The following is a 26537-nucleotide window of genomic DNA, read 5'->3' on the forward strand; positions in this document are numbered from 1 at the left end:
AACCTACCGCCACGGCCGCCGCCGCGCTCACGGGTGCGGGATGGCGTCGATCAACGCCCGCGCCCCCTGGTCGAGCAGCGTGTTGGCGGCCGCCTCGCCGACCCACTCCGGCGTGTGCATGAGGCCGTTCTCGAACGCCTCGATCACCACGTCGCCCGCCGGACTGAACACCGCGGCGTGCAGCGCGAGTCCATCCTCCTTCGGCGCGCAGTAGCCGGCGATCGGACTCGCGCAGTGCCCGCGCAGTACCCGCAGCATGGTCCGCTCCGCCGTCGCGCACGCGCGCGTCAGCGCGTGGTCGAGCCCGGACACCGCCTCGACCGACTCGGCGTCGTCGGACCGGCACTGCAACGCGAGCACGCCCGCGCCCACCGCCGGGATCATCGACGTCGTGGGCAGCGCCTCGGTGATCCGCTCGTGCAGCCCGATCCGGCGCAGGCCCGCCACGGCGAGCAGCAGCGCGTCGTACTCGCCCGCGTCCAGCTTGGCCAGCCGGGAGTTGGCGTTGCCGCGGACCGGAACCACCGTCAGATCCCGGCGCAGCGACTTGAGTTGCGCGGTGCGCCGGACCGAACTCGTACCGACGCGCGAACCCGCGGGCAGATCCCGCAGCTTGGTCCCGTCCGCGGTCACCACCGCATCGTGCACGTCGTCGCGCGGCAGGTACGCGGTGATCTCCAGCCCCTCGGGCACCGGTTCGTCCCCCGGCATGTCCTTGAGGCAGTGCACCACCATGTCCACCTCGCCCGCGAGTTGCGCCCGGTCGATCTCCTTGACGAAGACTCCCTTGCCGCCCAACTCCGCCAGGCTCCCGGCCCACCGGTCGCCGGATGTGGTGTACGGCACGATCTCGACCTCGCGCACGAACCACTGCGCGCGCATCAGCCCGGCCACATGCTCCGCCTGCGCCATCGCCATCGGCGAGGACCGCGTACCGATCCGGAGGACGCCACCACCACCCATCCCCCCAGGCTAGGCGCCGCCCACGCCCCCGCCCCGCCGCAATCCCCCACCCGCCCGCCGCACCACCCGAAAGCGTGAAGCCGCACCGAAGCGCGGGCGGGAGCGGGCGGCAGCGCACGAGAGCGGACGGGAAACGGTCAAGGCCCCGATCTGCGGGTGCAGATCGGGGCCTTGACGAGGTGGGGTGAGTGACGGGACTCGAACCCGCGACGTCCTGGACCACAACCAGGTGCTCTACCAACTGAGCTACACCCACCACGCGTCTTCCGGCCGTACGACCGGAGCAGCGAGAAAGAGTGTACAGGGGATCGAGGGGTGCTCGCTCCCGGGTTGTTCCGGGGAGACGCCGAGCTCAGCCGGAGGTCGGCCCGAGGTCAGCTGAGCGGGACCTGAGGGGCCGTGTAGCGGGCGGCGATCTGTTTGGCGGTGTCGGTGTCCGGGCCCGGCTGCGGCACGAAGATCGCCTCCCGGTAGTACTTCAGTTCGGTGATGCTGTCCTTGATGTCGGCCAGCGCGCGGTGGTTGCCGGTCTTCGGCGGCGACTGGAAATAGACGCGCGGGTACCAGCGACGGGCCAGCTCCTTGATGGAGGAGACGTCCACGATGCGGTAGTGGAGGTAGCCCTCCAGCGCGGCCATGTCGCGGGCCAGGAAGCCGCGGTCGGTGGCGACGGAGTTGCCGCACAAGGGGGCCTTGCGCCCCTCGCTGACGTGTTCGCGGACGTACCCGAGGACCATCGCCTCGGCCTCCGCCAGCGTCACCCCGTCGTCGAGGACGTCGAGCAGACCCGACGCGGTGTGCATCGCGCGCACCACGTCGGGCATGCCGTCCAGCGCCTCGGCGGGCGGGCGGATCACGACGTCGACCCCGTCGCCGAGGACGTTGAGCTCCGAGTCGGTGACGAGTGCGGCCACCTCGACAAGGGCGTCCCGGTTGAGGTCGAGTCCGGTCATCTCGCAGTCGATCCAGACCAAGCGGTCATTCATAGTGGATCAGCCTAGGCCCTGCGACCGTCGTCAGGGCCTCAGCGGCCTCGCGGCCTACGGCCGGCCCACCTCCACCTCGACGGCCACCGCGTCCGGCTCCCGGGTCCGGAAGGCGTCGCGGTACGCGGCGGGCGGGATTCCGAGCTGCTTGCGGAAGTGCCCGCGCAGCGCGACCGGGGACCGGAAGCCGCAGCGTCTGGCTATCTCCTCCACCTGCAACTCGGTGGTCTCCAGCATCCGCTGCGCCTGGAGGACGCGCTGGGTCAGGAGCCACTGCAGCGGGGCGCTGCCGGTCAGCGACCGGAAGCGGCGGTCGAACGTACGCCGGCTCATGTACGCCCGCGTCGCCAGCACCTCTATGTCGAACTTCTCGGACAGGTTCTCCAGTGCCCACGAGATCACCGTGGCCAGCGGATCGCCGCTGATCTCCTCCGGCAGCGACAGGTCCATGTACGCGGCCTGCCCGCCGACCCGGTGGGCCGGCACCACCAGCCGCCGCGCGAGCGCGTTCGCCGCGTCCGAGCCGTGGTCGATGCGCACCAGGTGGAGGCACAGGTCGATGCCCGCCGCGGTGCCGGCGCTGGTCAGCACGTCGCCGTCGTCCACGTACAGTTCGCGCGGGTCCACGCGGACCTTCGGGAACGACTTGGCGAGCGCGGGCGCGTACATCCAGTGCGTCGTCGCCGGCCGGTCGTCGAGCAACCCGGCCGCCGCGAGCACGAACGCCCCGCCGCACAGGCCGACCACGCGCGCGCCCTCGCGGTGCGCGCGACGGAGCGCGTCGAGCACCGGAGCGGGCGGCGTGCGCGACGGCGAGTGCCATGCCGGCACGATCACCGTGCCCGCGCGGTGCAGGCCGTCGAGGCCGTGCGGCGCGATGAGTTCGACGCCGCCGGTGGTGCGCAGCGGCCCGGGCTCGGCGGCACATACCAGTAATCGGTAGTTCGGGACTCCGGCGTCCCTGCGGTCCACGCCGAAGACCGAGATGGGGATCGAGCTCTCCAGGATCGGCGAGTTCGAGAACAGCAGGACCGCGATGGTCTCGGCCCGGCGCCTGCCGATCAGCCGCGCGGGCCATTCCGCGTACGACCCGGCCTCGTCCGGGACTTCGTCGTCGGACAGGCCGTCGACCGAGTTCGCCGTCCGGCCCGGTTCCGCGTCGGTCCCCACGACCGCCACGTCGCTCTCCCCGTAGTCGTCGTCCGGTACGGCGCCGGCGCCGGGGTCGAAGCCGACCATGTCGCCGTCCGCCGCGGTGTCCGCCGCTGTGCCCGGCGAGGTGTCCGAATCTGCTTCCCCCGTGCCCCCGTTCGCGCCGTATTCGTTTCTCGGCGCGGGGACCGGAGCCTGTCGTTCGCCGGTACGCGCCGCGGGTATCGACACGTCCGCGGACGCCGGCGAGGCCGCGGTGTCCTCCGCGGCCGCGGACTCGCGCCGACCCGCCTGTCGACCGTCGGTCCTGCTCATGGCTCCGATCGCCCCCTTCAGCCCTCCACGACACCCTCCGGTCGAGCACCGGCGAGGCGGGAGGGGTCGTTGATGGCGAGTCTCAGTAGTTCACACACGCCACTCAAGTCACCCAAGATCGGAACTTACTCTTTCTGGGCTTGTCTATGCATGGTGTTCTCCACGTGACGTTATGTAGATATGCCTGTTTGTGATGGCGGTCACACCACCCCTGACGACTCTTCGATGAGCAATGCCCGGGTTGCAAAGCGAATTTCGTGAATGAAATCTATGTCTGCTTGCTCACGGTGTGTTACGAATTTCGGAAGATCACCAGCCACGCGGCGGCGCTGGCGGCCAGAACTCCGGCTCCGGTGGCGAGCGCGGGCAACAGATCGACACGGCCGGCGAGTAGCCCCAGGACGGTGAAGAGCGCGCCCGCGGCGTACCAAGGCGCGATTTCGTCCAGCCCGACCGGCGACCGATCGGTGGGTTGGTCCGGGTCTCCGGTGTCCGGCAGGAGCGCTCGGGAGCGTGCCTGGGAGGGCGCCTGCGGGGCGTCCGGGGTGGCGTCACGGGCGCGGCGTCCGGATGGCCGATCGGGGGCCGTACGCGGCCGCACGGGCCGCGGGGATCCTGCGGTGCCGCGGGGTGTGGCTCGCGGGGGCATGCCGTTCCTCGGTTCGGGCGGACGTCGGACGGAAGTCGGACGTACGTCGGGCCCTGCTCGGGCTGGGCCCCGTCGGCCCGGGGTCGGCGTCCGCGACGGTGCCGCGCACTCGGGATCGCCGCCCCGGCCGACGTGGGCCGCCCGGACACGCGGTGTCGTCGTGTGCAACGCCGACCCGGCCCCGTGGGTAACGGCCCCCGGGGGTTTCCCGCCCCCGCGCAACCCTTCGCCATGCCTCGGGCCCCGATTCGCCACCCGCGGAAACCGACATGAGGACCCCGGTGCCGACAGTTCCGTACGCAGGCGCGCACCCCACCGCTGCCCTACGCCGTGGCGCCGTCGCCACCGGAGGTGATCCGGCCACGCCCGCCGACCGGTCCGCGGGAGGTCGGCACCGCCCGCGGAGCGGTCCGGCAGGGCCCCGCACCAAGGCCGCACGGGGCGCGAATCCGGGCGGTTCCGGGCCTGTTGGGGTGTCCTTCGGCGATGACTTCACCCGGATGGGGGTTTCGCGGCTGCCGGGGGCTCCCGTACGGCGGCGTGGGCAGATATCGTGCGTGCTCGACACCGCACGGCCTGTCCGATTCCGACCGCAAGACGTAATCTGTATGCATAGGCTCTTTATTTGATCTCTGAGGGGCCGCGCAGCGCTCCTCCTCAGCAAAGACGCCCGATTGCCATGGCTGCTTTCGACTTCAGTGACCTGCCGGACGGCACCCCGTTGCTCCGTCCCGAATCCCAGCGCCCCCGCGACCCCGCGTTCCAGCACCCGGTTGTCGTCGGTTTCGACGGCTCGGGGGCGAGTGAACGCGCACTGGCGTACGCGGCCGGCATGGCCCGCCGTCTCGGCGGCGGGCTCGTCATCGTGCACGTCGCGAACCGCATTCCGGCCACTGTGTGGGCCGGTTGTGAGCCCCCGGTCTTCATCGACGTGCCCGACAACCGTTCCGAGGCCCTCGGCCTCGAACTCGCCTGTGCCGACCATCTCAGCGACGTGCCCTGGATCCTCGTCGAACGCGGCGGCGACATCTGCCACGAGATCGAGGACGTCGCCAAGGAGTTCGCCGCCGACGCGATCGTCGTCGGCGGGTCCTCGGGTTTTGTGAGCCGCTTGTTCGGCTCGGTGTCGTGCCGCCTCGTGAAGCACGCGAAGCGGCCCGTCGTCGTGATCCCCTGACCGGCGCCCGCGCCGATCGACCCGACCGGTCGATCCGCCGATTCGCCGGTCGTACCGGACACAAAGCCGGAATTAGTTCAGCGTATGTCCTGTTCTGCCCGGATTAATTCCCGGTCTCTCCCCTCCTCGTGATCGAGGTTCCAGCCCTCCTGCATTACGTTGCTGCCCAGCCACGAAACCGCGGTCCGTCGCGCTGCCGGTCGACGTGCCGTGGCGGGGGAGCGCGTGGCCGGGTGAGGGTGGCACACAAGGATCGCGAGGCACGAGGTTGGCGGAGTATCGGATCGAAGACCTCGCCCGCGAGGGCGGTACGACCGTGCGCAACGTACGCGCGTACCAGGACCGCGGGCTGCTGCCCCGGCCGCGCCGGGCCGGCCGGGTGTCGCTGTACGACGGCGGTCATCTGGCGCGCCTGCGTCTGATCGGCCAACTCCTGGAACGCGGCTACAGCCTGGTCAGCATCAAGGAGCTGCTCGACGCGTGGGACAACGGGCGCAGCCTCGGCGGTGTGCTCGGCCTGGTCGCGGAGGTCACTGGACCGTGGAGCGACGAGGAACCCGGCAGGATGACACGTGCCGAGTTGACCGCCATGTTCGGCGGCCTCTCGGACCCGGTGGTCATCGCGGGCGCCGTGCAGTTCGGGCTGCTCGAGCCGGAGGACGACTCGCTGACGTTGTTCCGGGTGCCCAGCCCGCGCGAGCTGGCGGTGTGTGCCGAACTGCACGCGGCGGGTGTGCCCGTGCACGCGGTGCTCGATCATCTGCGCGCGCTCCGCGCGGACATGGAGCGGGTGGCGGGCTCGTTCATGCAGCTGACCGAGACCTACCTGTGGCAGCACTACCTCAAGGACTCCTCGCTCGAGGAGGAGGCGCCGGAGATGGCCGAGCTGATCCGGCGGCTCCGCCCGCTGGCGCAGCGCGCCGTCGACAGCGAACTCGCCCGCGCGATGCGGCGTCTGGCGACCCGTCAGCTCGGTGAGACGCTGGGCAGGGTACTGGAGGCGGAGAGTCCCGAGCCGGCCGCGCAGCCTGCCGAGGAGCCCGACGCGCCGGCGCTGGAGCGCTACCCCTTCATGTCGGACGAGTGGATCGCCGCGGTCTCCCGCCTCAGCCGCCTGATCACGCCGGACCCGGAGAAGCGCACGCCGCATCCGGCGGTCGTCGACATCGTGGTCAGCGACGTACCCGGCCGCGACGACCCGGCCGAACTGCACCTGGACGTCTTCCACGGACGCGTGCTGGTCCGCCCGGGGCTGCTGCCGGGGCCGGACCTCATGATCCACATGGACTACCCGACCGCGCGCAGCCTGCTGCTCGACAACGACCGGTCGCTGCCGCGCAAGGCGCTGGTCGACGGGCGGATGACGGCGCGCGGCGACCTGTTCGCGCTCACCACGTTCCGCGAGGCGATAGCCAGCTTGTCCGGCTGGGACCTCGCGGGCGTGCTGACCGAGCTGACGGCGGCCGAGAAGGGCGCCGACGAGGCGGCCGAGTAGAGCGGGCCGCCGACGAGGTCACGCGCGGGCTCAGGCGCGGATCTGGCCGAGTAGCCCTTCGATGTACGTGCGGAACACCGCCGCCATGTCCATCTGCTCGGGGTCGAGCAGCCACTGCAGTTGCAGTCCGTCCATCATCGCGATGACCTGCCGCCCGCAGGCCTCCGGGTCGAGGTCGGCGCGCAACTCCCCGGACTCGGTGCCGTGCCGCAGCGCGGTGGTGATCGACGTGGACAGGAGCCGGTAGCGCTCCCGGGCCCACGCGTGCGCCGGGTGGTCGGTCGTCACCGCTTCGCCGGTCAGGACCGTGAACAACTGCACGATGCCCGGCTTGCGGGCGTTGTGTTCGACGAGGGCGACCAGGGCGCGCAGCGCGGGTTCGCCGCCGTCGGGCAGATTGGAGAGGTCGAGGCGCTCGGCGTCCATGCTGTCGCGCAGGTCCAGGACCGCGGTCAGCAGCTCCTGCTTGCTGCGGAAGTGGTGCAGCAGGCCGGCCTGGGTGAGTTCGGCGCGCTCCGCGATGCGGGCGAGCGAGGTGCCGCGGTAGCCGTTCTCGCCGAACTCCTGGAGCGCGATGTTGAGGATGCGGGCGCGCCGCGCGTCGCCGGTCGCGTAGCCCTGCCGCCGCCCCCGGGCCCGGGTCGCGGCCGCCGGCTCCGCGCCGCCCGCGACCTGCTTCGCCGTCTCGGATGAGGCCGTCCCTGATACGTCCATGGACCCATCCTGCCGTGCGGCGGTTTCCCCTGAACATGGGGAACATCACGTAGATGTAACAAAACTACCGAGTGCAAGGTTTTTGGCGCTACCGTTCGGGTGCCACCCGAGCCGCGGCCGCGCGGAGCCACGGCCGCGCCGCGGCGGGACCCGGTCGGTACAAGCGCACGTTCCCTCAGCGGACAGGAAGCGACGGTAGGCCAGCGATGACGACGAACACCCCTGCGAGCACTCCTGCGGGCACCCCTGCGACGGACCCGGGGATCGGTGAGGACGAGCTGCGCGCTCTGGTGGGCCGCCTCTCCCTCGAGGACAAGGTGCGGCTGATCGTCGGCGAGGACTTCTGGTCCCTGCCGGAACTGCCGCAGATCGGGCTGCGCAAGCTGCGCGTGTCCGACGGCCCCGTGGGCGTACGCGGAGTCCTGTGGGACGAGCGCGACACCTCGCTGCTCTTCCCGAGCCCGTCCGCGCAGGCCGCCGCCTGGGACCCCGAAGTGGCGCGCCGAGTCGGCTTCCTGATGGGGGCTCAGGCACGCGACAAGGACATCCACGTGCTGCTGGCGCCGACGGTGAACATGCACCGGACGCCGCTGGGCGGACGCCACTTCGAGTGCTACTCGGAGGATCCGCTGCTGACGTCGCGCGTCGCGGTCGGCTTCGTGAAGGGCGTGCAGTCGGCCGGGGTGGGCGCGACGATCAAGCACTTCGTGGCGAACGACTCCGAGAACGAGCGCATGACGTACGACTCGCGGGTGGACGAGCGGGCGCTGCGCGAGGTCTACCTCGCGCCGTTCGAGGCCGCCGTCCGCGAAGCCCGGGTGTGGCTCGTGATGTCGGCGTACAACGCGACCAACGGCCGTACCATGACGGAGAATTCGCATCTCCAGAACGACGTCCTCAAGGACGAGTGGGGCTTCGACGGGGTTGTCATATCCGATTGGGGCGCGGTGCGTTCGACCGAGGGGGCAGCCCTCGGCGGCACCGACATCGCGATGCCCGGCCCGGTCGCGGAGTGGGGCGAGCCGCTGGTCGAGGCCGTCCGGGAGGGCCGCGTCGACCAGTCCGTCCTGGACGACAAGGTGCTGCGCATCCTGCGCCTCGCCGCCCGCGTCGGCGTACTGGGCGACACCGCCCCGCGCGGCGACGTGACCACCCCGGCCGACGCCGACGCACAGGTGCGGGAGATCGCCGCCAGGGTGATGGTCCTGCTGGAGAACAAGGGCGCCGCGCTCCCGCTCGACCCGTCCGCACTGCGCCGCGTCGCCCTGATCGGCCCCAATGCGGTACGCCTGTCCGCACAGGGCGGCGGCTCCGCGCACGTGAACCCCGACCACGTCGTGAGCGTCCCCGAAGGCCTGCGCGCCGCGCTCGGCCCGGACGTCGAACTCACGGTGCGACAGGGCGCGTTCACCCACCGCGCGCTCGCCGACCTGTCGCTCGACACCGCCGTCGACCCGGCCACCGGCGAGCCGGGCCTCGGCCTGGAGTTCTTCGACGCCGACGGCAACTCGCTGGGCACCGACCACCGCATCGGCTCGAACCTGGTGTTCTGGCCCGGCACGCTCCCGGCCGGTACCACCGCGATCGCCGCGCGCGTGCGCCTCGCCCCGCAGGTCGACGGCACGCACCTGCTCGACGTGCGTGGCGCCGGCGCCTTCGTCCTGACCGTGGACGGCGAGCGGCGGACCTTCCAACTCGACTCGGACAGCGGCGACATCATCGAGGCGCTGCTCAAGCCGCCGCTCAGGCGCGTCGAGGTGGCGGCGAAGACAGGCGTCGCCGTCGAGGTCGAGGCGCACTACACGATCGACCCCACGGTCGGGTTCGCCGCGATGGGGCTGGGCTGGGAGGGCCCGCGCGTCCCGGAGGACGACGAGCTCGAGGCCGCGGTCGCCGACGCCGCCGCCGCGGACGTGGCCATCGTGGTCGTGGGCACCACCGACGACATCGAGTCCGAGGGCTTCGACCGCACCGACCTCAACCTGCCCGGCCGCACCGACGAACTCGTCACGCGCGTCGCCGCCGCCAATCCGAACACCATCGTGGTCGTCAACGCCGGCTCCCCGGTGCTGACGCCCTGGCGCCACCAGGTGGCCGCGCTGCTGTGGGCCTGGCTCCCCGGCCAGGCGGGCGGCGCCGCACTCGCCGACGTCCTCACCGGCGCGGTCGAGCCCGGCGGGCGGCTGCCCACCACGCATCCCGCGGCCGAGGCCGACACCCCGGTGCTGTCCACCGCGGTCGTCGACGGCCGCATCGACTACGCCGAGTCCGGCACCATCGGCTACCGCCTGTGGGCGCAGCGGGGCACCAAGCCCGCGTACCCGTTCGGGTACGGCCTCGGCTACACGGAATGGTCGTACGACCGCGTCACCGTCGTCGGCGACGCGTCCGAGGGGCTGACCGTCGAGGTCACCCTCACCAACACCGGTGCCCGGGCAGGCCGCGAGATCGTCCAGGCGTACCTGGAACCGGTCGGGTCCGCCGAGCCGCTGCGCCTGGTCGGCTTCACCGCGGTCGACGCCCCCGCCGGGAGCACCGTGACCGCGCGCGTCAGCGTCGACCCGGCCGCGCCGGCCCGCTGGGACGTCGCGGCGGGCGCGTGGACGGTGGCACCCGGCACGTACCGCATCGGCGTCGGCCGCAACGCGGGGGACCTGCGCGGCAGCGTCGAGGTCGTGCTCTGACGACCCCTCCGAACACCCTCTGACCGAGGGGGAACCACGTGCGGCGGGACGGCACTTACCGGTGGCCCCGTCCCGCCGCGCGCACCTTCGCGCGCGGACGGACCCCGTCCGCGCGCGATGCGTTCCCGGGACGTTTACGCACGTACGGTGTCCGCGCCGTCGCGTGGTGCCGTACCTTGACCTCTCGGGCACCCCCGGCAGCCGCGGGGGGCCGCGAACGGCCGCACACGAGAGGGGAACTCGCGATGGCGACGCAGGCGGAGATGGAGGCCGAGAAGGCCGAGCTGTACGCACGCGACATCAGCGGCGTCGAGTGGATCAGCTACGGCGAGGACACCACGGGCGAAGGCGTCGTGCAGACCGCCGAGATCGGCGGCGGCGCGGTGGCGATGCGCAACTCGGCGCACCCCGAGGGACCGATCCTGCGGTTCACCAAGGGTGAGTGGGACGCGTTCGTACTGGGGGTCAAGGACGGCGAGTTCGACCTCGAACGCCTCGCGGAGCCCCCGGCGGAGACCGCCTGACGGTCCGCCCGTGCGGGCGCCGACCCGAGTTGCCCCGACCCAAGCTCCTCCCCTCGTGATGTGAGCGTCACTCGCGACATTTCACCCATTTCACCTGTTTGGATGGCGTCCGCCCGGTTATCTCCTTCGGAATACGAAATGTCCGAGGAGGCGCATGTCAGCGCGTGGAGTGGAGATCGTCGCCGACGGCATCGCCGTCCGAGGGCCGTCGGGGATCGTCGTGCAGGACGTCGCCCTCGACGCGCGCCCCGGGTCCGTGAGCGTGCTCGTGGGTCCCGGAGGTTCGGGTCGCACGTCGCTGCTGCTCGCACTCGGCGCCCGGTTCCGGACCTCCCGGGGCACGGTCACCGTCGACGGCACTCCGCTGCCGCGCGGTGCCGCGCACGCCCGGCGCCGCATCACGGTGGCCCGCGCGGCCCCGGCCGTGGACCTGGAGGAACGCCTCACGGTCGGCGAACTGGCCGCCGAGCGCCGCGCGATCGGCGGCCCGCGCGTCTCCGACGAGTCCCTCGCGGACGCGTTCGACCTCATGGACCTGCCGTTCACCCCGCACACCCTCGCGGGCGACCTCTCCCGCGTCGAGCAACTCCTGCTCCTCCTCGCGCTCGCCGCCGCCGAGCAGCCGGGCGGCGTGCTCGTCGACGACGTCGACTCCGGCATCGCCGGAACCGACCTGGACCGCGCCTGGCACGCCGTACGCGCCCTCGCACACTCCGGGCCGACCGTGGTGGCCACCGCGACCGCGCCGCCCCCGCCGGGCGCCTCCGCCGCCGACCTGGTGGTGGTGCTCCCGGGCCACCAGACGCACCTGCGGGCAAAGAGCGGGGGCCGCCGGTGAACGTCCTGCGCCTCGCCTGGCTCGAACTCCGCCGCTTCCGCGGCCCGCTGATGGTCGTCCCCGTCGCGATCTCGCTGGTGCCGCTCCTGTACGGCTCCCTCTACCTGTGGTCCAACTGGGACCCGTACGGGCACTTCCACGAGGTTCCCGTCGCCATCGTCAACCAGGACCAGCCGGTCGCCGCCTCGGGCCAGACGCTCGCCGCCGGCGCGCAGCTGACGCAGACCGTCGTCGAGCAGAACAACTTCGAGTGGCACCAGGTCGACGCCGCGAAGGCCTCCGACGGCCTCAGGGACGGCGACTACTACTTCACCGTCACCATCCCGCCGGACTTCAGCGCCAAGCTCGCCAGCGGCCCGACCGCGCAGCCGCAGCAGGCCCGCCTGACGATGACGCTGAACGACGCCAACGGCTTCATCATCGGCACCGCCGCGGAGAGCGCGAAAGCGGCGCTGCAGAGCGCCATCACGCAGGCCGTGCAACAGACGTACGCACAACAGGCGTTCACCCAACTGGGCGACCTACGGCAGCAACTCGGGCAGGCGGCCTCCGCCGCCCGCCAGTTGCAGGCCGGCATCGGCACCGCCCCGGCCCCGCAACTGCAACAGGGCGCGGGCGACCTCGCGGCGGGCCTCGACCAGACCGCCGCGGCGGTGCCCGTCCCGGCCGGACCGCAGCAGGCCCAGGGCAGCGCGGGCGTGCTCACCGCCCCCGTGGTGATCGACGTCGACAACCTGCACCCCGCGAAGCTGTACGGGCGCGGCATGGCGCCGTTCTTCTTCAGCATCGCGCTGTGGGTGTTCGGCCTGACCGCCTACCTGGTGCTCAAGCCGTTCAACGCCCGCGCGCTCGCGGGCCGCTCCGGCGCGCTGACGGTCACCCTGGCCGGGTGGCTGCCCGCGGCCTTCCTCGGTGTGGTCGGCGCGTACGTCCTGTACGCCGTCGTCGACCTCGGACTCGGCCTCGACCCCCGCCAGGTCGGGCAGACCCTCGGGCTCCTGGCCCTTGCCGCGGCGGCGTTCGTCGCCATCGACCATCTGCTGAACGTCGCATTCGGAGCCGTCGGCGACGCGCTGTCGCTCGTGCTGCTGATGCTCCAGCTCACCTCGTGCGGCGGTCTCTACCCGATCGAGACGACCCCGGCGCCGTTCCAGTGGCTGCACCAGGTGCTGCCCATGACGTACCTGGTGGAGGGCCTGAGGGTGACGATCTCCGGCGGCGAGGGCTGGATCCTCACCCGTGCGGTCCTGGTGCTGGGCGCGTACCTGCTCGTCGCACTGGCCGTGTCGGCCCTGGTCCTGTCGCGACGCAGGCTGTGGACGATGGCCCGAATGAAACCGGCCATCCAACTCTAGGTCGTGTCTTCAAATTCTCGCCGGGCCCGCGAACCGTGGCACGCACGCTCGCCGCGTTGCGGACCTTGCCCGGCCAAACCCAGGCCGAGCTGCGGCCCGCGCCTTGCGAGCGCACGCACCACGGCCCGCGGGCTATCCGACGCGAATTTGAAGACACTCCCTAGGGACAGCCCTGCATCCTAGGGACAGCCCTGCATCGGCCGGCCGCGGCGGCGCGTACCGTCGTCATATACACGCTTCGGGGTCCGATCTCGCGCAGAATCGGACCGGGGAGAGAGGTGTGGAGAAGGCCGAGGGAGGGCGTACGGCGATGGGTGTCGACAACGACGCGACGCAAAGCGCGCGGGTCGCGGGCCACGACGCGGCAGGTGCCGCGCGGGACGTGAGCCGAATAGAGGCGCTGCACGAGAAAGCGGAGGCCGCCTTGAAGGAGCTCGGGCCGGACCACCCCGGCACGCTGGACGCGCGCGCCGAATGGGCGCGGGCGCTCGGCGAGGAGGGGCGTGTCGCCGAGGCCGCCACGGCGTTCGGCGAACTGGTGGACCAGTACGCGCAGCTGTTGGGCGCGCAGCACCCCGACACCCTGCTCGCACGGCACAACCAGGCCTTCTGCCTCGGGGTGTCCGGCAACGCGGTCACCGCCGAGGCGCTGGCCCGCAACGTCGCCGCCGACTACGTGCAACTGCTCGGCGAGGACGACCCGGAGACGCTCAACGCGCGCGCCGCGTGGGCGCGCTGGATCGGCGAGGGCGGCGACGCCGGGGCCGCCGCGCGCATACTGCGCCCGGTCGTCGACAGCTGCACCGACGTGCTCGGCCCGGTCCACGCCGACACGCTGACGAACCGCCACCAGCACGCGCACTGGATCGGCCGATCGGGCGACGCCGCCGAAGCCGCCCGCCTCATGACCGACATCGCGGGCGAACGCGAGCAGGTCCTGGGGGCGGAGGCCCGCGACACCCTGCTGGCGCGGCACGACCAAGCGGTGTGGACGGGCGAGGCGGGCGACCAGGTCCGGGCCCGCGACCTGTTGAGATCGCTGGTGACCGACGCGGTACGCGCCCTCGGCGCCGGACACCCCGACACGCTCGTGATGCGCCACAACCTCGCGCACTGGACCGGCGAGTCCGGCGACCCCGGCACCGCCCGCGCGCTGCTCGAATCGCTGGGCGCCGACTGCACGCGGATCCTCGGCAACGACCACGCCGACACCGAGAACGCCCGCCGCGCGCTCGACTGGTGGACATGGGGACCGAAGGCGGGGGCCAAGCCGCAGGCGGGCGCCAAATCGCAGGCGGCCTGACGCCGCGGCGCCGGACCGGCCGTACACCGCGGCGACCGCCCGGACACAACGAGAGGCGGGACCCCGACGGGTCCCGCCTCTCGCCGCTTTGCGGCCCGACTGTCGTACTCCTGCCTGTGTCGTACCGCCGCCGCCCGAAAACACCTGGGGTAACTGGGTTGGCAACCGTCCGGACGACTGCGCCGCCGACGCCGTCGGCAGCAGCGCGGTCGCCGGTAAGTCCACTGGTGTATCCACTGCCTCGCCCCCGCTCCGCCTTGCGCGTCCCGGCGTCCAGGTGTCCGACCGGTCACCCGGACGGCGGAGCCGCTACCGGCGGCTCTTCGGGTACGCCGCCGTCACCTCGACCTCGACGAGCCACCCCGGCACCGCGAGGGTCACCACTTCCATCGTGGCGCGGGCCGGCCGCGCGTTGTTCGCCAGGATGGGCGCCTTCGCGGGCGACGTGCCCATCGGCACCGGCACCGGCTTGCGCGTCTGCAGGTCGATGTTCGCGAAGAACTGCCGGTACGCCCGGTTCCAGCCCGCGTAGTCGGCCGACGCCGCGCCCGGCGGCTTCATCAGGTAGCACTTCATCGTGATGACGTCCGCGGGCGTGAGCCCGGCCGCCTTCAGGTTGTCCTGGATCGCCTTGAGCACGACCAGCGCCTGCGCCTCGGTGACGCTGACCCCCTCCGCGCCGGCGGTCATCGTCGGGTCGGTGAAGCGCTCGGGGCTGTTGGCCGGCGCGCTCGGGTTCAGCGCACCCGGGCCGAGCCCGCTGCTGGTGTAGATCGCGACCTCGTGCCCGGTGCCCACGCCCTGCGCGATGGCCGGATTGCTCTGCCCCGTGGGCAGCATGACCCGGACTTCCTTGTCGCCGATGCGGTTGTTGTGCGCCTCGGCGACCGCGATGCCGGCGCCGAACATCACGATCGCCGAACCGACCGCGACGACGGCCTTTTTGCGACGCGACATTCCGGTTCCGCGGCCCGCGGACGTGCCGTCCGCCGCCCCCGTGTCCAAGACCGCTTGCGCGGCAGTGTTATCCACAAGACCCCCCTCGCTCATGCCGCCATCACCCGCTGGTGGATCTCGGTCACGACCTTGCGCGCCGAGGTGAAGGCGCCGTGCTGCCACGCGATGGTGTGGCTGAGCCAGTCGCCGGAGAAGTAGACGTTGCCCTGCGGCTCGTTGAGCAGCTTGTACTCGGGGCCGTCCTGGTTGGGCCAGCCGACCCAGCCGCCCTCGAAGCCCGGCGTACGGTGCCACGCGACGCTGAACGACGTGTCCAGCTCCTTGCGGTAGCGCTCGCCGAAGATCTTGACGCCCTGTTCGACGGCCCGCTTGGTGCGCTCCTCGGGCGTGAGCTTGCCGTACGTCTCCGCCTGGGCCCCGAAGTGGTAGTAGCCGATGACGGTGCCGCGCCGCCCCTGGTAGCCGGTCGACGGGAACCACAGCGTGGCGAGGTCCAGGTCGGTCGGCACGACGCCGCCGTACATGTGGTCGTCGGCCTCCCACCAACGGCGCCGGTACTCCAGCCCGATCTTGCCGACCGCGAGCGGGGTCGGGGTCTTGAGCGCGGAGGTGACGTTCGCGCCCAGGTTGTGGCGCAGCCGGGCGGCGATGTGCGGCGGCGTGGCGACGACGCAGAAGTCGGCGCGCTCCACGCGCTCGCGGCCGCTGCGGTCCTTCCAGGAGACCTCGACGCCGCCCGGCACGTTCGCGACACCGGTGGCCCATGCCTCGTACGTGATGCGGTGGCGGCCCACCGCGCGCTCCAGCGCCTTCGGGATGGCGTCCATGCCGCCGACCGGCTGGAACATCATCATCGCCTGGTCGTAGCCGAACTCGAAGGAGAACCGCTGACCGACGCCGCTGGCGAGCACGTCCGACAGCGACGGGACCGGACCGAGGACGGTACCGCGCTCGTGCGCCGCGCCGGGCTCGACCGAGTAGCCGCGGCGGCTGGAACCGGTGTACTTGAAGCCGTCCGCCTTGCCCTTGATCGCGCCGAAGCTCTGCAGGAAGGAGATCAGCCGGTCCTTGTCGGCCTGCGACAGGGCGGCGTCCAGAGCGCCCTGGTCGGTGGCCTTGGCGAGCAGCTCGGATATGTAGCCGTAGACGTCCGCCTTGGCGGTACGCCAGCGCATCGGCTTCCCGGCGAGTGCCGGTGCCGCGTCGTGGTAGATGTACGCGTCGGCGTTGGCGTTCACGAACGCCTCCAGCTCGACGCCGAGTTCACGGCAGTAGTCCAAAGTGACGTGCGACTGGGGGAGGCGGCCGGGGCCGCAGTTCATGTACTGGCCCTCGCTGAAGCGTCCCCGCTGGGTGCGTCCGTCGAGGTCGGTCTCGGAGGTGCCGCCGCGGGCCGTCCAGTTGCGGCCGCCGGGGCGGTTCTTGGCCTCGAGGATGCGGCAGTCGTACCCCGCCTTGCCCAGCTCGTACGCGGCGGCGAGCCCCGCGATGCCCGCCCCGAGGACGACGACCTTCTTGCGCCCGCGACCGGTGAGGGTGAAGTCGGACTGCGACGGGGGCTTGTAGGGGGCGGCCTCCGCGGTCGGGACGGGAGCGAGTCCCATCGCCCCCATCGTCGAGTACAGGACACCGGCTCCGCCGGCTACTCCGATGGAGCGCAGCAGGCTGCGGCGTGACGTTTCGGCATTCAGCGGAACTTCCATGCGACCTCCTAGTGATCGCGATGGATCCTGCGGGAGCACTGTTGCGCCCGGATGGCGCAACGGTTTCCGGGGGGTTGTCAAAAACTCATGGGAGTGAACGCGGTTCCGGCACGCGGGTGACGCGCACACGCGTGTCACCACTCCGCAACATGCGCGAAATGGACTGAACAGATGATCGGAACAGCCCCATACTCGTCATCCCAGGGGTACCGAAATCGGGTACGGGTGCAAGGCCGACCGGACGGCCGCGCCCGGTCCGGGCCCGGCACCCGGGGCACCGAACCGCCGTCCGCACCACGCGGATGCGCCCAGCCGAAGGAGGCGGTCTCCGCATGCTGTTCCGCCTGCGTGTCTCCCTGCCCGACCGGCCCGGCTCGCTCGCCCGGGTCACCCAGGCGTTCGGCACCGCCGGCGCCGACGTGCTGCAGATGAGCGTCCTGGAACGGGAAACCGGCCGGGCCGTCGACGAGTTCACCGTCTCGTGGCCGGGGGAGCGGCCGATCGGCCGCCTGGTCGAGAGCCTGCAGAGCCTGGCGGGGGTGCGCGTCGACGGCTGCTGGGCCGCGGGCGAGGTGCCGGGGGCGTCCCCCGAACTCGACGTCCTCGGCCAGGTCGCCCGCGACCCCGGCCGCGCGGTCGCCACACTCGTCGACGCCTCGCCCGCGCTCTTCCACGCCGAATGGGCGGTGGCCACGCGCGGCAGCAAGTCCCGTTCCGTCGTGCACGCCAGTTGGCAGGCACCCGCTTCCCCGCAACTGCCTTCCGTGTCGCCGCTGCGCCCGCTCGCCCTGGAGTTCGACAAGGACCTGCACGGCCCCGGCGTGTACGGCGCGGCCGCGCCCATCGGGTTGTCCTGGCTGACGCTCTTCGTGGTGCGCACCGACGGCCCGGCCTTCCACCGCAGCGAGCTGGAGCGCCTCGGCCGCCTGGTCGACGTGGTGCTGGGGGTGCTGGGCAGCCGGGCCGCCCCGCGTCCCACCCGCACCGCCCAACCCACCTGACCGCCGGCCCACCCCGACGCACCTCGGTCCGACGTACCTCGCTCCGACGTACCTCGGCACCACGTACCTCAGCCCGACATACCCCGACCCGCGCACCTCGGCCCGACCGCCCGGCACGGCCGTTCGGGCCCGTTCGGGTGCCGTGGCCGAGTGGCGGTCATTCGGATGCTTTAAGCTTCTATGGCGATTAATACCTATATCGCAGGCTTATGTGCTAGGTGGCACAGTTGCAGAAAACCGGAACCGCGGGGGCCGCCACTCCGTCGCTTCGGGGTGCACAGGAGGCCCGGCGCGGCCTTGTTCCGGGCGTGCCGAGCGCACGATGCGCGAGATCTGGCGGTTGGGCAGTCCGGGGGCCAGCAGAAAGCGACATCTGTGCAGGAAGAGCATCAGCCCCCGGCCGCGGCCGATGGCACGGGAAACGGTCCCGATCCGGAGCGGAACAGCCGGGTCGGGCGGCGGCGCACGGGCCGCCGCCGGCGTCGCAGGCGCATCCTGGTCGGCATAGCCGCCGGGCTGGCGGTGCTGCTGCTGGCCGCGGGCGGCCTCGCGTGGTGGGCGTACGAGCGCCTCAACGGCAACATCAAGACCGAGGACTTCGCCGCCAAGCTGGGCGACGACAAGAACCGGCCGGTCGCCACCAACGCGCTCAACATCCTGCTCGTCGGCACGGACACCCGAGCGGGTGAGAACGCGCAGTACGGCAGCGACCCCGGCGACACGCAGCGGTCCGACACCACGGTCCTGCTGCACGTCCCCGAGGGCCGGAAGAGCGCACTGGGCGTCAGCTTCCCGCGCGACCTCATGGTCGCCGTCCCGTCCTGCCAGAAGGGCGACGGCACGATGTCGCGCGCCTACTTCGGCATGTTCAACAGTGCGATGGAGGTGGGCGGCACCGCCTGCACCATCAAGACGGTCGAACAGTTGACCGGGGTCCGCGTCGACCACCAGATCACCGTGGACTTCACCGGCTTCAAGAAGCTCGTCGACGCCATGGGCGGGGTCCCGATCCACCTCGACCAGCCGATCGACGACAAGGCCGCCAAGCTCCAGCTCCCGGCGGGCGACGTGACGCTCAACGGCGAGCAGGCCCTCGGCTTCGTCCGGGCCCGCAAGAGCATCGGCGACGGCAGCGACCTCCAGCGCATCGAACGGCAGCAGTTGTTCATGACCGCGATGGTCGCCAAGGTCAAGAACGAGAGCTTGCTGACCAGCCCGACACGCCTGTACGGCATCCTCGACGCCGCCACCAAGGCCATCACCACCGACCCGGCGCTCGGGACCCTCAGGGACCTGTACGACCTCCTGAACAGCCTCAAGAACATCCCGCAGAACGCGGTGAAGTTCGAGACGGTCCCGATCACCACCTACGCACCCGACCCGAACCGGCTCGCCCTCGTGCGCCCCGAGGCGGACGTGCAGTTCGCCCGCCTGCGCGACGAGTCGGCGGCGGTCGTACCCGACGACGCCGGGCCGAACGCCGGAAGCACCGGCAACTCCGGCGCCGCGAGCAGCCCGGGGACCCTCACGACCACCGACCCGTAGCCCCGCCCGCCTGCGCTTTCCGCCCGCCCCGCCCGGCGCTTCGAAAAAGTGCCCAGAGCGGCCACCGCACTAGCACTATGTGGCGTTTCGTGGGCCCTTACCCGTGACCTCGGCGTGACCCCCCGTCGTTGGACTGTACGGTGCAGGTGACCATGTCCCGCGCTGTGCGTGCGCCGGGCCTGGCTACGGTGATTCACCGGTCGAACTACGGGATACCGAGGGGTTGGTGGCAGGCGCGCCATGGCGGGTCGGGTTCTTCAGGTCGTGCAGGGCACCCGCTGGCGGCGCCGTTCGGGGGAGTACTCCTCGATCGGCTCGGCGCTCGCGGCCGCGGCGCCGGGTGACTCGGTGACCGTCGCCTCCGGGACCTATCAGGAGGACGTCGTCATCGGCGTCCCGGTGACCGTCACCTGCGCGGACGGACCCGGCACCGTATTCCTGGAGGCCGAGGACGGCGTCGCCCTCACCGTGCTCGCCGATGCGGCCGTGCACGGCCTCACCGTCACCGGCGGCGCCGGGGTGCTGTCGTCCGCGATCGTGGTGGACGCGTGCTCGCCGATACTGGAGGAACTGACGGTACGCGCCGTCTCGGTCGTGGCGGTGGAGGTCCGCGGCGGAGCCGACCCCGTGCTGCGCCGCTGCCGCATCGGCAACCCGCAGGGGATAGGCGTCGGCGTCACCGGCCTGGCCCGCGGCCGGTTCGAGGACTGCGAGATCTCCGGCACCGGCCGCGAGGGCATGGACGTACGCGACGGCGCGCGGCCCGAGGTGGTCGACTGCCGCCTGAGCGACATCTCCGGCCACGGCCTGCGCTTCAGCGGCCCCGGAACCGGAGGCACGGTTTCCAACTGCGAGATCCACGACGGCTCCGACACCGAGCCGGCGGTCTTCGCGGGCGACCAGGCGATGCCCGAACTGATCTCGTGCCACATCCACGATGTCGGCGGCGGGGGCGTGTGCGTCGCGGGCGGCGCGGCGCCGACCGTCACCGAGTGCCGGATCGAGCGCGTCGGATGGGCCGGCATCTCGGTCGGCGGGCAGTCCAGCGGCGGCACGGCCGTCCGTACCGAGATCACCGCGGTCAAGGGCACCGGTGTGCAGGTCGACGACCTCGCGGAGTTCACGCTGGAGGACTGCCGGATCCGGGATGCCGAGGCCAACGGCGTGTCCGTCGACCGCGGCGCCACCGCGACGCTCGTCGGCTGCCGCCTGCGGGACACCGGCCGCAGCGGCGTCGACGTCCACGGGCATAGCGAAGTCACGCTCACCAACTGCACGTTGCGCAGTTTCGGACGCAACGGCCTGTCCATCGCGGACCGGGGCGCCCGCGCGTCCGTCATCGACTGCGAGTTCCACGACTCCACCGGCGGGCACCCCGCGGTCTGGGTCGGCGACGGCGCCGACGCCGCCCTCGGCGACTGCCGCATCCACGACGTGCTCGACGCGGTCAAGGTCGGCGGGGTGGGCACCGGCCTGTCCATGCAGGGCTGCGAGATCCACGACGTGGAGGAGACCGCGGTCTCGGTCGGCCAGGGCGCGATCGTGTCGGTCAACGGCTGCCGCATCCGCAAGGGCACCACGGGCGTGTGGTTCACCGAGGCGGACTGCGGCGGCATCGTCGCCGACTGCGTGATCGAGGACGTCACCGACGGCGTCTCGGTCACCGGCGCGGCCGGGCCGACGGTACGCCGCGTCTCCGTCGAGCGCGCCTCCGGCGAGGGCATCCGGGTCTCCGGCGGCGGCCGCGGCGACTTCGAGGACTGCGAGGTCGCCAACGGCCGCGGCTTCGCGATCCACGTGCGCGAGGGCTGCCAGCCGTCGTTCACCCGCTGCCGTACGCGCGGAAACGCCAAGGGCGGCTTCGAGTTCGCCGACTCCGGTCCGATCGCCGCCGAGTGCACGTCGCAGGGCGACGGACCCGGCTCCGGCGGCGGGGACGGCGGCGCGGTCCCGGCGACGCTGCGGCCCGAGTCGAAGCAGGCCGGCGTCGCGACCCTCACCGAGCGCCTGACGGTGCCCGGCGCCCGCGAGGGCGGCAGCCCGGGAGGCGACGACGACACAGGCGACGCCGCGTCCCGCAGTCCCGAGGAACTCCTCGGCGAACTGGACGCGTTGGTGGGCCTGGAGTCCGTCAAGCGCGAGGTGCGCAATCTCATCGACCTGATCTCGGTCGGCCGGCGCCGCGAGGAGGCGGGCCTCAAGGCGCCCACCCTCCGGCGCCACCTGGTCTTCACCGGTTCACCGGGCACCGGCAAGACGACAGTTGCCCGGCTCTACGGCGAAATCGCCGCCGCACTCGGCGTGTTGCGCCGCGGACACCTCGTCGAGGTCTCGCGCGTCGACCTGGTGGGCGAGCACATCGGCTCGACGGCGCCGCGTACCAAGGAGGTCTTCGACCGGGCCAGGGGCGGCGTGCTGTTCGTCGACGAGGCGTACTCCCTCGCACCGCCGGACCCGTCCCGAGACTTCGGGCGCGAGGCGATCGACACGCTCGTCAAGCTCATGGAGGACCACCGCGACGACGTGGTGGTGATCGTCGCGGGATACACCGACGAGATGGAGCGCTTCCTGTCCTCCAACCCCGGCTTCGGGTCCCGCTTCTCACGCACCATCACGTTCGAGGACTATGCCGCGGAGGAACTGGTCGAGATCACCGGCAAGCAGGTGGCCGAGCACGAGTACGTGCTGACCGACGCGGCCCGCGGCTCACTGCTCACCTACTTCCGCAGGCTGCCGCGCGGCACGGGCTTCGGTAACGCCCGCGAGGCGCGCCGCACGTTCGAGACGATGATCGAGAACCACGCGTCGCGCCTGGCCCGCATGCCCGAGGCCGGTATGGAGGATCTGCGCACCCTGCACGCCGCCGATCTGCCGGACCTGCCAGGCTGACGGTTCCCCCACGGCTGACGGCTCCCGGCGGCGGCTCCTTCCGGACCCGGTACGCCGCCCGGGTGGTGTGCTGGGCCGTATGGCGACCCGTGCAACAACGAACCGGTCGCGACATCGTGGCGTACGTGGCCCGAAGATGGACAACAGGTGAAGATGGGCATCGTGGACACCTGTCTGGGCATCGATATCGGCGGCACGGGGATCAAAGGCGCTCCCGTGGACACCGCGGCCGGACGCCTGCTGCACGAGCGCGTGCGGATCCTGACGCCGCAGCCGTCGGCCCCGGACCCCGTGGTGGAGGTGGTCCGGGACATCGTCGCGCGCTTCTCGTGGCGCGGACCGGTGGGCGTCACGTTCCCCGGTGTCGTCGTCGACGGGACGACGCGCACCGCGGCCAACGTCGACAAGGGCTGGGTCGACCTCGACGCCCGCAAGGTCTTCGCCGAGGCGCTGCGTCTCCCGGTGACGGTGGTGAACGACGCGGACGCGGCCGGGATCGCCGAGATGCGCTTCGGCGCCGGGCAGGGCCGCGGGGGGACCGTCCTGGTTCTGACGTTCGGCACCGGCATCGGCAGTGCGCTCTTCCACGACGGAGTGCTGGTCCCCAACACCGAGTTCGGGCATCTCGAACTGCACGGCCACGAGGCGGAGCACCACGCCGCGGGCAATGTGCGCGAGGAGCACGACCTGAGCTGGGAGCACTGGGCGCACCGCGTGCAGAAGTACCTGCTGCACCTGGAGATGCTCTTCTCGCCGTCGCTGTTCGTCATCGGCGGCGGGGTCAGCAAGAAGGCCGACAAGTTCCTGCCGCACATCAAGCACGTGCGCGCCGAGATCGTGCCCGCGTCGCTGCACAACGACGCGGGCATCGTCGGCGCCGCGCTCGCGGCCCAAGAGGGCTGCGGGGACGCCCTGTTGCCCAAGTCCTGACGGTCCTGACGGTCCTGACCGTCCGGGCCCCGTCCGGGGCGGGCGGTCAGCCGTGCACCCGGCGCCCGGCCAGGTACGTCGCCAGCACCTCGATGTCCTTGATCTCCTCGGGCGCGACGTCGTGCGGGTCGGCCCCGAGCACGACCAGGTCCGCGTACTTTCCCGGCGTGATCGACCCGGTGATGTCGTCGCAGAACAGCTGGTACGCGGCGTCGATCGTCTCCGCGCGCAGTGCCTGATCGACCGTCAGGCACTCCTCGGGGGCCAGCACGCGCCCCTCCCGCGACCGCCGCGTGGTCGCCACCGTGATGTTGTGCAGCGGGTTCTCGGGCGTCGCGGGCGGGTCGTTGTGCAGCGAGATGCGCAGCCCGGCGTCGACCGCGGAGCGGGCCGCGGCCCAGCGTGCGCCGTACGTCTCCCCGAACAGCTGGTCGGTCAGGACCTCGCCCCAGTAGTAGACGTGGTCGATGAACACGCTTGCCGTGACGCCGAGTCCGGCCGCCCGCACGAACTGGTCCTGGCGCATCGCCCCGACGTGCTCCAGGCGCAGCCGGTGGTCGCGGCTCGGGTAGCGCGACAGGACGCTCTCGTACGCGTCGAGCACCATGTCGATCGCGAGGTCACCGTGCGCGTGGCAGGCGATCTGCCAGCCCAGCGGGAAGTACGCCTCCACCAGCGCCGCGAGCGTGTCCCACGAGTAGTTCGTGCTGGCCCGCGGCCGACGCCCCAGGCCCAGGCTGCGGGTCAACTCCGTGTCCAGGTAGGGGAACGACACCGCGATGGTGCCGACCCACGGCGAGCCGTCCACCCAGATCTTGACGCCCACTTCGCGGATCATGTCGTCGCCGGCACCGGGCTTGTGGCCCTGCGGCGGGGCGTCCTCGACCGGCGCGTACAGGCGCAGCCGCACAGTCAGCCGGTCGAGGTCGCGCGCGGGGTCGAGGAGGGCCCGACGCCACTCGGGCAGGCACGCCATCTCGCTGATGGTGGTGACGCCGACCTGGTTGAGGCGCCGTACCTCGCGCGCGAGTGCGCGGGTGAGCTGCTCACGCGGGCCGGGCCGGTCGGGGAAGAGGCGGCGGATCGCCCCCGCTTCGTACGCGGCGCCGGTCAGCCGGCCCCGCGCGTCCCGCCCGAAGCGCGCACCGGGCGGATCGGGCACGCCGCTGTGGACACCCGCGTGTTCGGCCGCCCGGGTGTTGAAGAATCCCAGGTGCGCCGACTGGGTGATGATGACCAGCGGTGCGTCCGGGGCGATTTCGTCGAGCCACGCGAGGGTCGGGTCGGGGAGGCCGGGACCGTGCCCGATCGGGTCCCAGCCGATGAACGACGCACCCTCGGAGCCGCGCGCGGCCAGTGTCTTGCGGATCGTGTCGACGACGCCGTCCGGGGTCGCCACGGTCATGGGCCGGATGTCGACCAGATCCGTCCCGAAGAGCCTGGCCTCCGCGATCGCGTGCCCGTGCGCCTCCACGAAGCCCGGCAGCAGGCAGCCGCCGAACTCGACGACGCGGGTGACCGGTCCTGTCCAGTCCCGGGCCTCGTCGCGCGTGCCGACGCCGGTGATGCGGCCGTCCCGGACCGCGACCGCTTCGGCGCGCGGTCTTTGGTGGTCCATCGTCACGACCCGGCCCAGGAAGAGCAGGTCGGCGTCGTGGTCGGCGGGGCGTCCCGGATCGGGTGCGACGGTGCTCACCCCCGCCCGATACCCCCGGGGTTGATCACTGAAGCAGGCCAAAACGCGCCCACCCGGTCATTTCCGGTCGGTGCTCCGGCCGGCTCCGAGCAGGTCCGCCAGCATTCCGGCGATGTTCCAGGCGTCGTCGACGCCCCGGTGGTGGGTGCCTTCCAGCGGTCGGCCGAGGTGTGCCAGGGCGCCGGCCATGCCGAGTTCCCGGGGCAGTGCGTGCACGAGGGAGAACAGCGTCTTGACGTTCACATGCCGGGTTCCGAAGGGGTACGGCACACCCAGGTCGCGGCACTGGCGCTCGAACTGCTGCCGGTCGTAGTCGCCCCAGCTGGCCCACACCCGTTCGTGCGAGCGGTACTCCGTGCGCAGGGTCGCGCACGCCTCGGCGAACGTGGCGCCGCCCTCGACGTCGGCCTGGGTGAGCGTGGTCAGCTCGGTGCAGAACGCGCCGACGGTCGAGCGCTCGGGGCGTACCAGGATGCCGCGCCGGCCGGAGCGCTCGGTGGTCGCCACGTCCAGCTCGGTCACGCCGATCTCGATGATGTCGTTGGTCTCGCCGGGCGGGACGGTGCCGTCCCAGCAGGTGGCCTCGATGTCCACCACGAGGATCCGGTCGAGCAGTCGCTTCGCCATGGCGTGATCCAAGCAGCCCTGGTACCACGTACGGAACAGGTTTTCGCACCGCGGCAGCGGTCGCACATCGGAGGCGGGCATGCGGATCGGCGTTTTCATCGGCGACGTCAGCGGCGGGCGCACGAGTATCGACGGAGTGCTGGAACGGGCCCGCCGGGCGGAGGAGTCGGGCTTCGCGTCCGCCTGGCTGCCGCACATGCCGTGGAGCCTGGACGCGCTGACCGGACTCGCGCTGGCGGGCACGGTCACGTCGCGGATCGAGCTGGGCACCGCGGTCGTGCCGACGTACCCGAGGCACCCGCTGGCCATGGCGCAGCAGGCCATGTCGACGCAGGCCGCGACGGGGGGACGCCTGGCGCTGGGGATCGGGCCGTCGCACCCCGGGGTGATCGAGGGGATGCACGGCCTGTCCTACGACCGGCCGGCGCGCCACGTACGCGAGTACGTGGAGGTGCTGAAGGCGGCCCAGGCGGGCGGCATGGACCGCATCGCATACGAGGGCGAGGTGTACCGCGTGGACGCGCTGCTCGACGTGCCCGACGGCACGCCCTACCCGGTGCTGGTCGCGGCGCTCGCCCCGCTCATGCTCAAGCTCGCCGGCGAGGTCGGCGACGGCACGATCACGTACTGGGCCGACGAGCGCGCGGTGGGGGAGCACATCGCCCCGCGCATCAACGCGGCGGCGGAGGCGGCGGGCCGTACGGCGCCGCGTGTGATCGTGGGGCTGCCCGTCGCGATCGTGGACGACGCCGACGCGGGGCGCGAGAAGGCCGCGCGGATGTTCGCGATGTACGAGGGAATCCCGGCGTACCAGCGGGTTTTGGCGATCGGCGATGCCGGCGCGCCGGCGAGTGTGGCGCTCATCGGCGACGAGAAGACGGTCGCGGAGCGCGTGCGCGCGTACGCCGACGCGGGCGGCACCGACCTCATGGCGGCCCCGCTCGGCCTCGGCCCGGACCGGGCCGAATCGCTGCTGCGCACCGAGGAGTTCCTCGCCTCGCTGACTTGACCAATGCCGGGGGAAGGTCGGAGGT

General features: G+C 71.9%; 21 protein-coding genes and 1 tRNA gene. 12 read left to right on the top strand and 10 right to left on the bottom strand.

Annotated elements, in window-relative coordinates; translation table 11 throughout:
* Window positions 1–27 precede the first annotated feature (27 nt).
* The 5 genes from hemC to ACWD12_RS29715 all read right to left on the bottom strand — a co-directional run bounded on the left by hemC (window position 28) and on the right by ACWD12_RS29715 (window position 4017).
* Window positions 28–963, bottom strand: coding sequence for a hydroxymethylbilane synthase (hemC, locus tag ACWD12_RS29695; RefSeq protein WP_358349269.1), 936 nt, complete (start codon window positions 961–963; stop codon window positions 28–30).
* A gap of 180 nt (window positions 964–1143) precedes the next feature.
* Window positions 1144–1219, bottom strand: a tRNA-His gene (locus ACWD12_RS29700).
* Window positions 1220–1337: 118 nt separating this feature from the next.
* Window positions 1338–1949: an oligoribonuclease gene (orn, locus tag ACWD12_RS29705; protein ID WP_450102142.1), complete on the bottom strand. Its 612-nt coding sequence runs from the start codon at window positions 1947–1949 to the stop codon at window positions 1338–1340.
* A 54-nt stretch (window positions 1950–2003) separates the two neighbouring features.
* On the bottom strand, window positions 2004–3071 hold the full coding sequence (locus tag ACWD12_RS29710) for a GlxA family transcriptional regulator (RefSeq protein ID WP_450102213.1): 1068 nt from the start codon (window positions 3069–3071) through the stop codon (window positions 2004–2006).
* Between the two features lie 637 nt (window positions 3072–3708).
* Window positions 3709–4017 (bottom strand): hypothetical protein, encoded by a 309-nt coding sequence (locus tag ACWD12_RS29715; protein ID WP_450102143.1) that lies wholly within the window; start codon window positions 4015–4017, stop codon window positions 3709–3711.
* A 727-nt stretch (window positions 4018–4744) separates the two neighbouring features.
* Between ACWD12_RS29715 and ACWD12_RS29720 the strand changes: the two genes are divergently transcribed.
* Both ACWD12_RS29720 and ACWD12_RS29725 read left to right on the top strand, forming a co-directional pair.
* Window positions 4745–5242 (top strand): universal stress protein, encoded by a 498-nt coding sequence (locus ACWD12_RS29720; RefSeq protein WP_358349276.1) that lies wholly within the window; start codon window positions 4745–4747, stop codon window positions 5240–5242.
* A gap of 268 nt (window positions 5243–5510) precedes the next feature.
* Window positions 5511–6737: a MerR family transcriptional regulator gene (locus ACWD12_RS29725; RefSeq protein WP_358349278.1), complete on the top strand. Its 1227-nt coding sequence runs from the start codon at window positions 5511–5513 to the stop codon at window positions 6735–6737.
* A 30-nt stretch (window positions 6738–6767) separates the two neighbouring features.
* Here the strand turns inward: ACWD12_RS29725 and ACWD12_RS29730 are convergent, their stop codons facing one another.
* The gene (locus ACWD12_RS29730; protein WP_358349281.1) at window positions 6768–7451 is read right to left on the bottom strand and encodes a TetR/AcrR family transcriptional regulator; all 684 of its coding nucleotides are present in this window, start codon (window positions 7449–7451) and stop codon (window positions 6768–6770) included.
* A 206-nt stretch (window positions 7452–7657) separates the two neighbouring features.
* On the opposite strand from ACWD12_RS29730, the gene ACWD12_RS29735 reads away from it, so the two are divergent.
* The 5 genes from ACWD12_RS29735 (at window position 7658) to ACWD12_RS29755 (ending at window position 14155) form a co-directional block, all read left to right on the top strand.
* Window positions 7658–10135, top strand: coding sequence for a glycoside hydrolase family 3 C-terminal domain-containing protein (locus tag ACWD12_RS29735; protein ID WP_450102144.1), 2478 nt, complete (start codon window positions 7658–7660; stop codon window positions 10133–10135).
* Between the two features lie 245 nt (window positions 10136–10380).
* The gene (locus ACWD12_RS29740; RefSeq protein WP_358349285.1) at window positions 10381–10659 is read left to right on the top strand and encodes a DUF397 domain-containing protein; all 279 of its coding nucleotides are present in this window, start codon (window positions 10381–10383) and stop codon (window positions 10657–10659) included.
* 154 nt (window positions 10660–10813) lie between these two features.
* The gene (locus ACWD12_RS29745) at window positions 10814–11497 is read left to right on the top strand and encodes an ATP-binding cassette domain-containing protein (RefSeq protein WP_450102145.1); all 684 of its coding nucleotides are present in this window, start codon (window positions 10814–10816) and stop codon (window positions 11495–11497) included.
* Window positions 11494–12852 carry a YhgE/Pip domain-containing protein gene (locus tag ACWD12_RS29750; RefSeq protein WP_450102146.1) on the top strand — a complete coding sequence of 453 codons (1359 nt, stop codon included), beginning with the start codon at window positions 11494–11496 and terminating at the stop codon, window positions 12850–12852. The genes ACWD12_RS29745 and ACWD12_RS29750 overlap by 4 nt, the downstream gene beginning before the upstream one ends.
* Before the next feature lie 280 nt (window positions 12853–13132).
* Window positions 13133–14155: a tetratricopeptide repeat protein gene (locus tag ACWD12_RS29755; RefSeq protein ID WP_450102147.1), complete on the top strand. Its 1023-nt coding sequence runs from the start codon at window positions 13133–13135 to the stop codon at window positions 14153–14155.
* 309 nt (window positions 14156–14464) lie between these two features.
* Here the strand turns inward: ACWD12_RS29755 and ACWD12_RS29760 are convergent, their stop codons facing one another.
* Together ACWD12_RS29760 and ACWD12_RS29765 are read right to left on the bottom strand one after the other, a co-directional pair.
* The gene (locus ACWD12_RS29760) at window positions 14465–15112 is read right to left on the bottom strand and encodes a Rid family hydrolase (protein WP_358349296.1); all 648 of its coding nucleotides are present in this window, start codon (window positions 15110–15112) and stop codon (window positions 14465–14467) included.
* A gap of 89 nt (window positions 15113–15201) precedes the next feature.
* Window positions 15202–16815: a flavin monoamine oxidase family protein gene (locus ACWD12_RS29765; protein ID WP_450102148.1), complete on the bottom strand. Its 1614-nt coding sequence runs from the start codon at window positions 16813–16815 to the stop codon at window positions 15202–15204.
* Between the two features lie 332 nt (window positions 16816–17147).
* Between ACWD12_RS29765 and ACWD12_RS29770 the strand changes: the two genes are divergently transcribed.
* The 4 genes from ACWD12_RS29770 to ppgK all read left to right on the top strand — a co-directional run bounded on the left by ACWD12_RS29770 (window position 17148) and on the right by ppgK (window position 23180).
* The gene (locus ACWD12_RS29770) at window positions 17148–17816 is read left to right on the top strand and encodes an ACT domain-containing protein (protein WP_450102149.1); all 669 of its coding nucleotides are present in this window, start codon (window positions 17148–17150) and stop codon (window positions 17814–17816) included.
* A gap of 375 nt (window positions 17817–18191) precedes the next feature.
* The gene (locus tag ACWD12_RS29775; RefSeq protein WP_450102150.1) at window positions 18192–19361 is read left to right on the top strand and encodes an LCP family protein; all 1170 of its coding nucleotides are present in this window, start codon (window positions 18192–18194) and stop codon (window positions 19359–19361) included.
* 240 nt (window positions 19362–19601) lie between these two features.
* Complete coding sequence (locus ACWD12_RS29780) at window positions 19602–22250, top strand: right-handed parallel beta-helix repeat-containing protein (RefSeq protein WP_450102151.1); 2649 nt, start codon at window positions 19602–19604, stop codon at window positions 22248–22250.
* Between the two features lie 153 nt (window positions 22251–22403).
* Window positions 22404–23180, top strand: coding sequence for a polyphosphate--glucose phosphotransferase (gene ppgK / locus ACWD12_RS29785; RefSeq protein WP_358349447.1), 777 nt, complete (start codon window positions 22404–22406; stop codon window positions 23178–23180).
* A gap of 46 nt (window positions 23181–23226) precedes the next feature.
* Here ppgK and ACWD12_RS29790 read toward each other — a convergent pair whose 3' ends face one another.
* Both ACWD12_RS29790 and ACWD12_RS29795 read right to left on the bottom strand, forming a co-directional pair.
* A complete protein-coding gene (locus tag ACWD12_RS29790; protein WP_450102152.1) occupies window positions 23227–24876 on the bottom strand; it encodes an amidohydrolase in 1650 nt (549 codons plus the stop codon).
* Between the two features lie 57 nt (window positions 24877–24933).
* Window positions 24934–25503 (bottom strand): 3'-5' exonuclease, encoded by a 570-nt coding sequence (locus tag ACWD12_RS29795; RefSeq protein WP_358349311.1) that lies wholly within the window; start codon window positions 25501–25503, stop codon window positions 24934–24936.
* A 79-nt stretch (window positions 25504–25582) separates the two neighbouring features.
* On the opposite strand from ACWD12_RS29795, the gene ACWD12_RS29800 reads away from it, so the two are divergent.
* Entirely contained in the window at window positions 25583–26512 is a 930-nt protein-coding gene (locus tag ACWD12_RS29800) for a TIGR03564 family F420-dependent LLM class oxidoreductase (RefSeq protein ID WP_450102153.1), read from the top strand.
* The last annotated feature ends 25 nt before the right edge of the window (window positions 26513–26537 follow it).

The sequence above is a fragment of the Streptodolium elevatio genome (genome assembly GCF_053592165.1).

Excerpts from the sequence above, each read along its gene's own strand:
- ACWD12_RS29795 (WP_358349311.1), bottom strand. The coding sequence starts at position 25,503 with ATGGCGAAGCGACTGCTCGACCGGATCCTCGTGGTGGACATCGAGGCC.
- hemC (WP_358349269.1), bottom strand. The coding sequence starts at position 963 with ATGGGTGGTGGTGGCGTCCTCCGGATCGGTACGCGGTCCTCGCCGATG.
- ACWD12_RS29800 (WP_450102153.1), top strand. The coding sequence starts at position 25,583 with ATGCGGATCGGCGTTTTCATCGGCGACGTCAGCGGCGGGCGCACGAGT.
- ACWD12_RS29765 (WP_450102148.1), bottom strand. The coding sequence starts at position 16,815 with ATGGAAGTTCCGCTGAATGCCGAAACGTCACGCCGCAGCCTGCTGCGC.
- ppgK (WP_358349447.1), top strand. The coding sequence starts at position 22,404 with ATGGGCATCGTGGACACCTGTCTGGGCATCGATATCGGCGGCACGGGG.
- ACWD12_RS29730 (WP_358349281.1), bottom strand. The coding sequence starts at position 7,451 with ATGGACGTATCAGGGACGGCCTCATCCGAGACGGCGAAGCAGGTCGCG.
- ACWD12_RS29780 (WP_450102151.1), top strand. The coding sequence starts at position 19,602 with ATGGCGGGTCGGGTTCTTCAGGTCGTGCAGGGCACCCGCTGGCGGCGC.
- ACWD12_RS29720 (WP_358349276.1), top strand. The coding sequence starts at position 4,745 with ATGGCTGCTTTCGACTTCAGTGACCTGCCGGACGGCACCCCGTTGCTC.
- ACWD12_RS29760 (WP_358349296.1), bottom strand. The coding sequence starts at position 15,112 with ATGTCGCGTCGCAAAAAGGCCGTCGTCGCGGTCGGTTCGGCGATCGTG.
- ACWD12_RS29740 (WP_358349285.1), top strand. The coding sequence starts at position 10,381 with ATGGCGACGCAGGCGGAGATGGAGGCCGAGAAGGCCGAGCTGTACGCA.
- ACWD12_RS29745 (WP_450102145.1), top strand. The coding sequence starts at position 10,814 with ATGTCAGCGCGTGGAGTGGAGATCGTCGCCGACGGCATCGCCGTCCGA.
- ACWD12_RS29770 (WP_450102149.1), top strand. The coding sequence starts at position 17,148 with ATGCTGTTCCGCCTGCGTGTCTCCCTGCCCGACCGGCCCGGCTCGCTC.
- ACWD12_RS29735 (WP_450102144.1), top strand. The coding sequence starts at position 7,658 with ATGACGACGAACACCCCTGCGAGCACTCCTGCGGGCACCCCTGCGACG.
- orn (WP_450102142.1), bottom strand. The coding sequence starts at position 1,949 with ATGAATGACCGCTTGGTCTGGATCGACTGCGAGATGACCGGACTCGAC.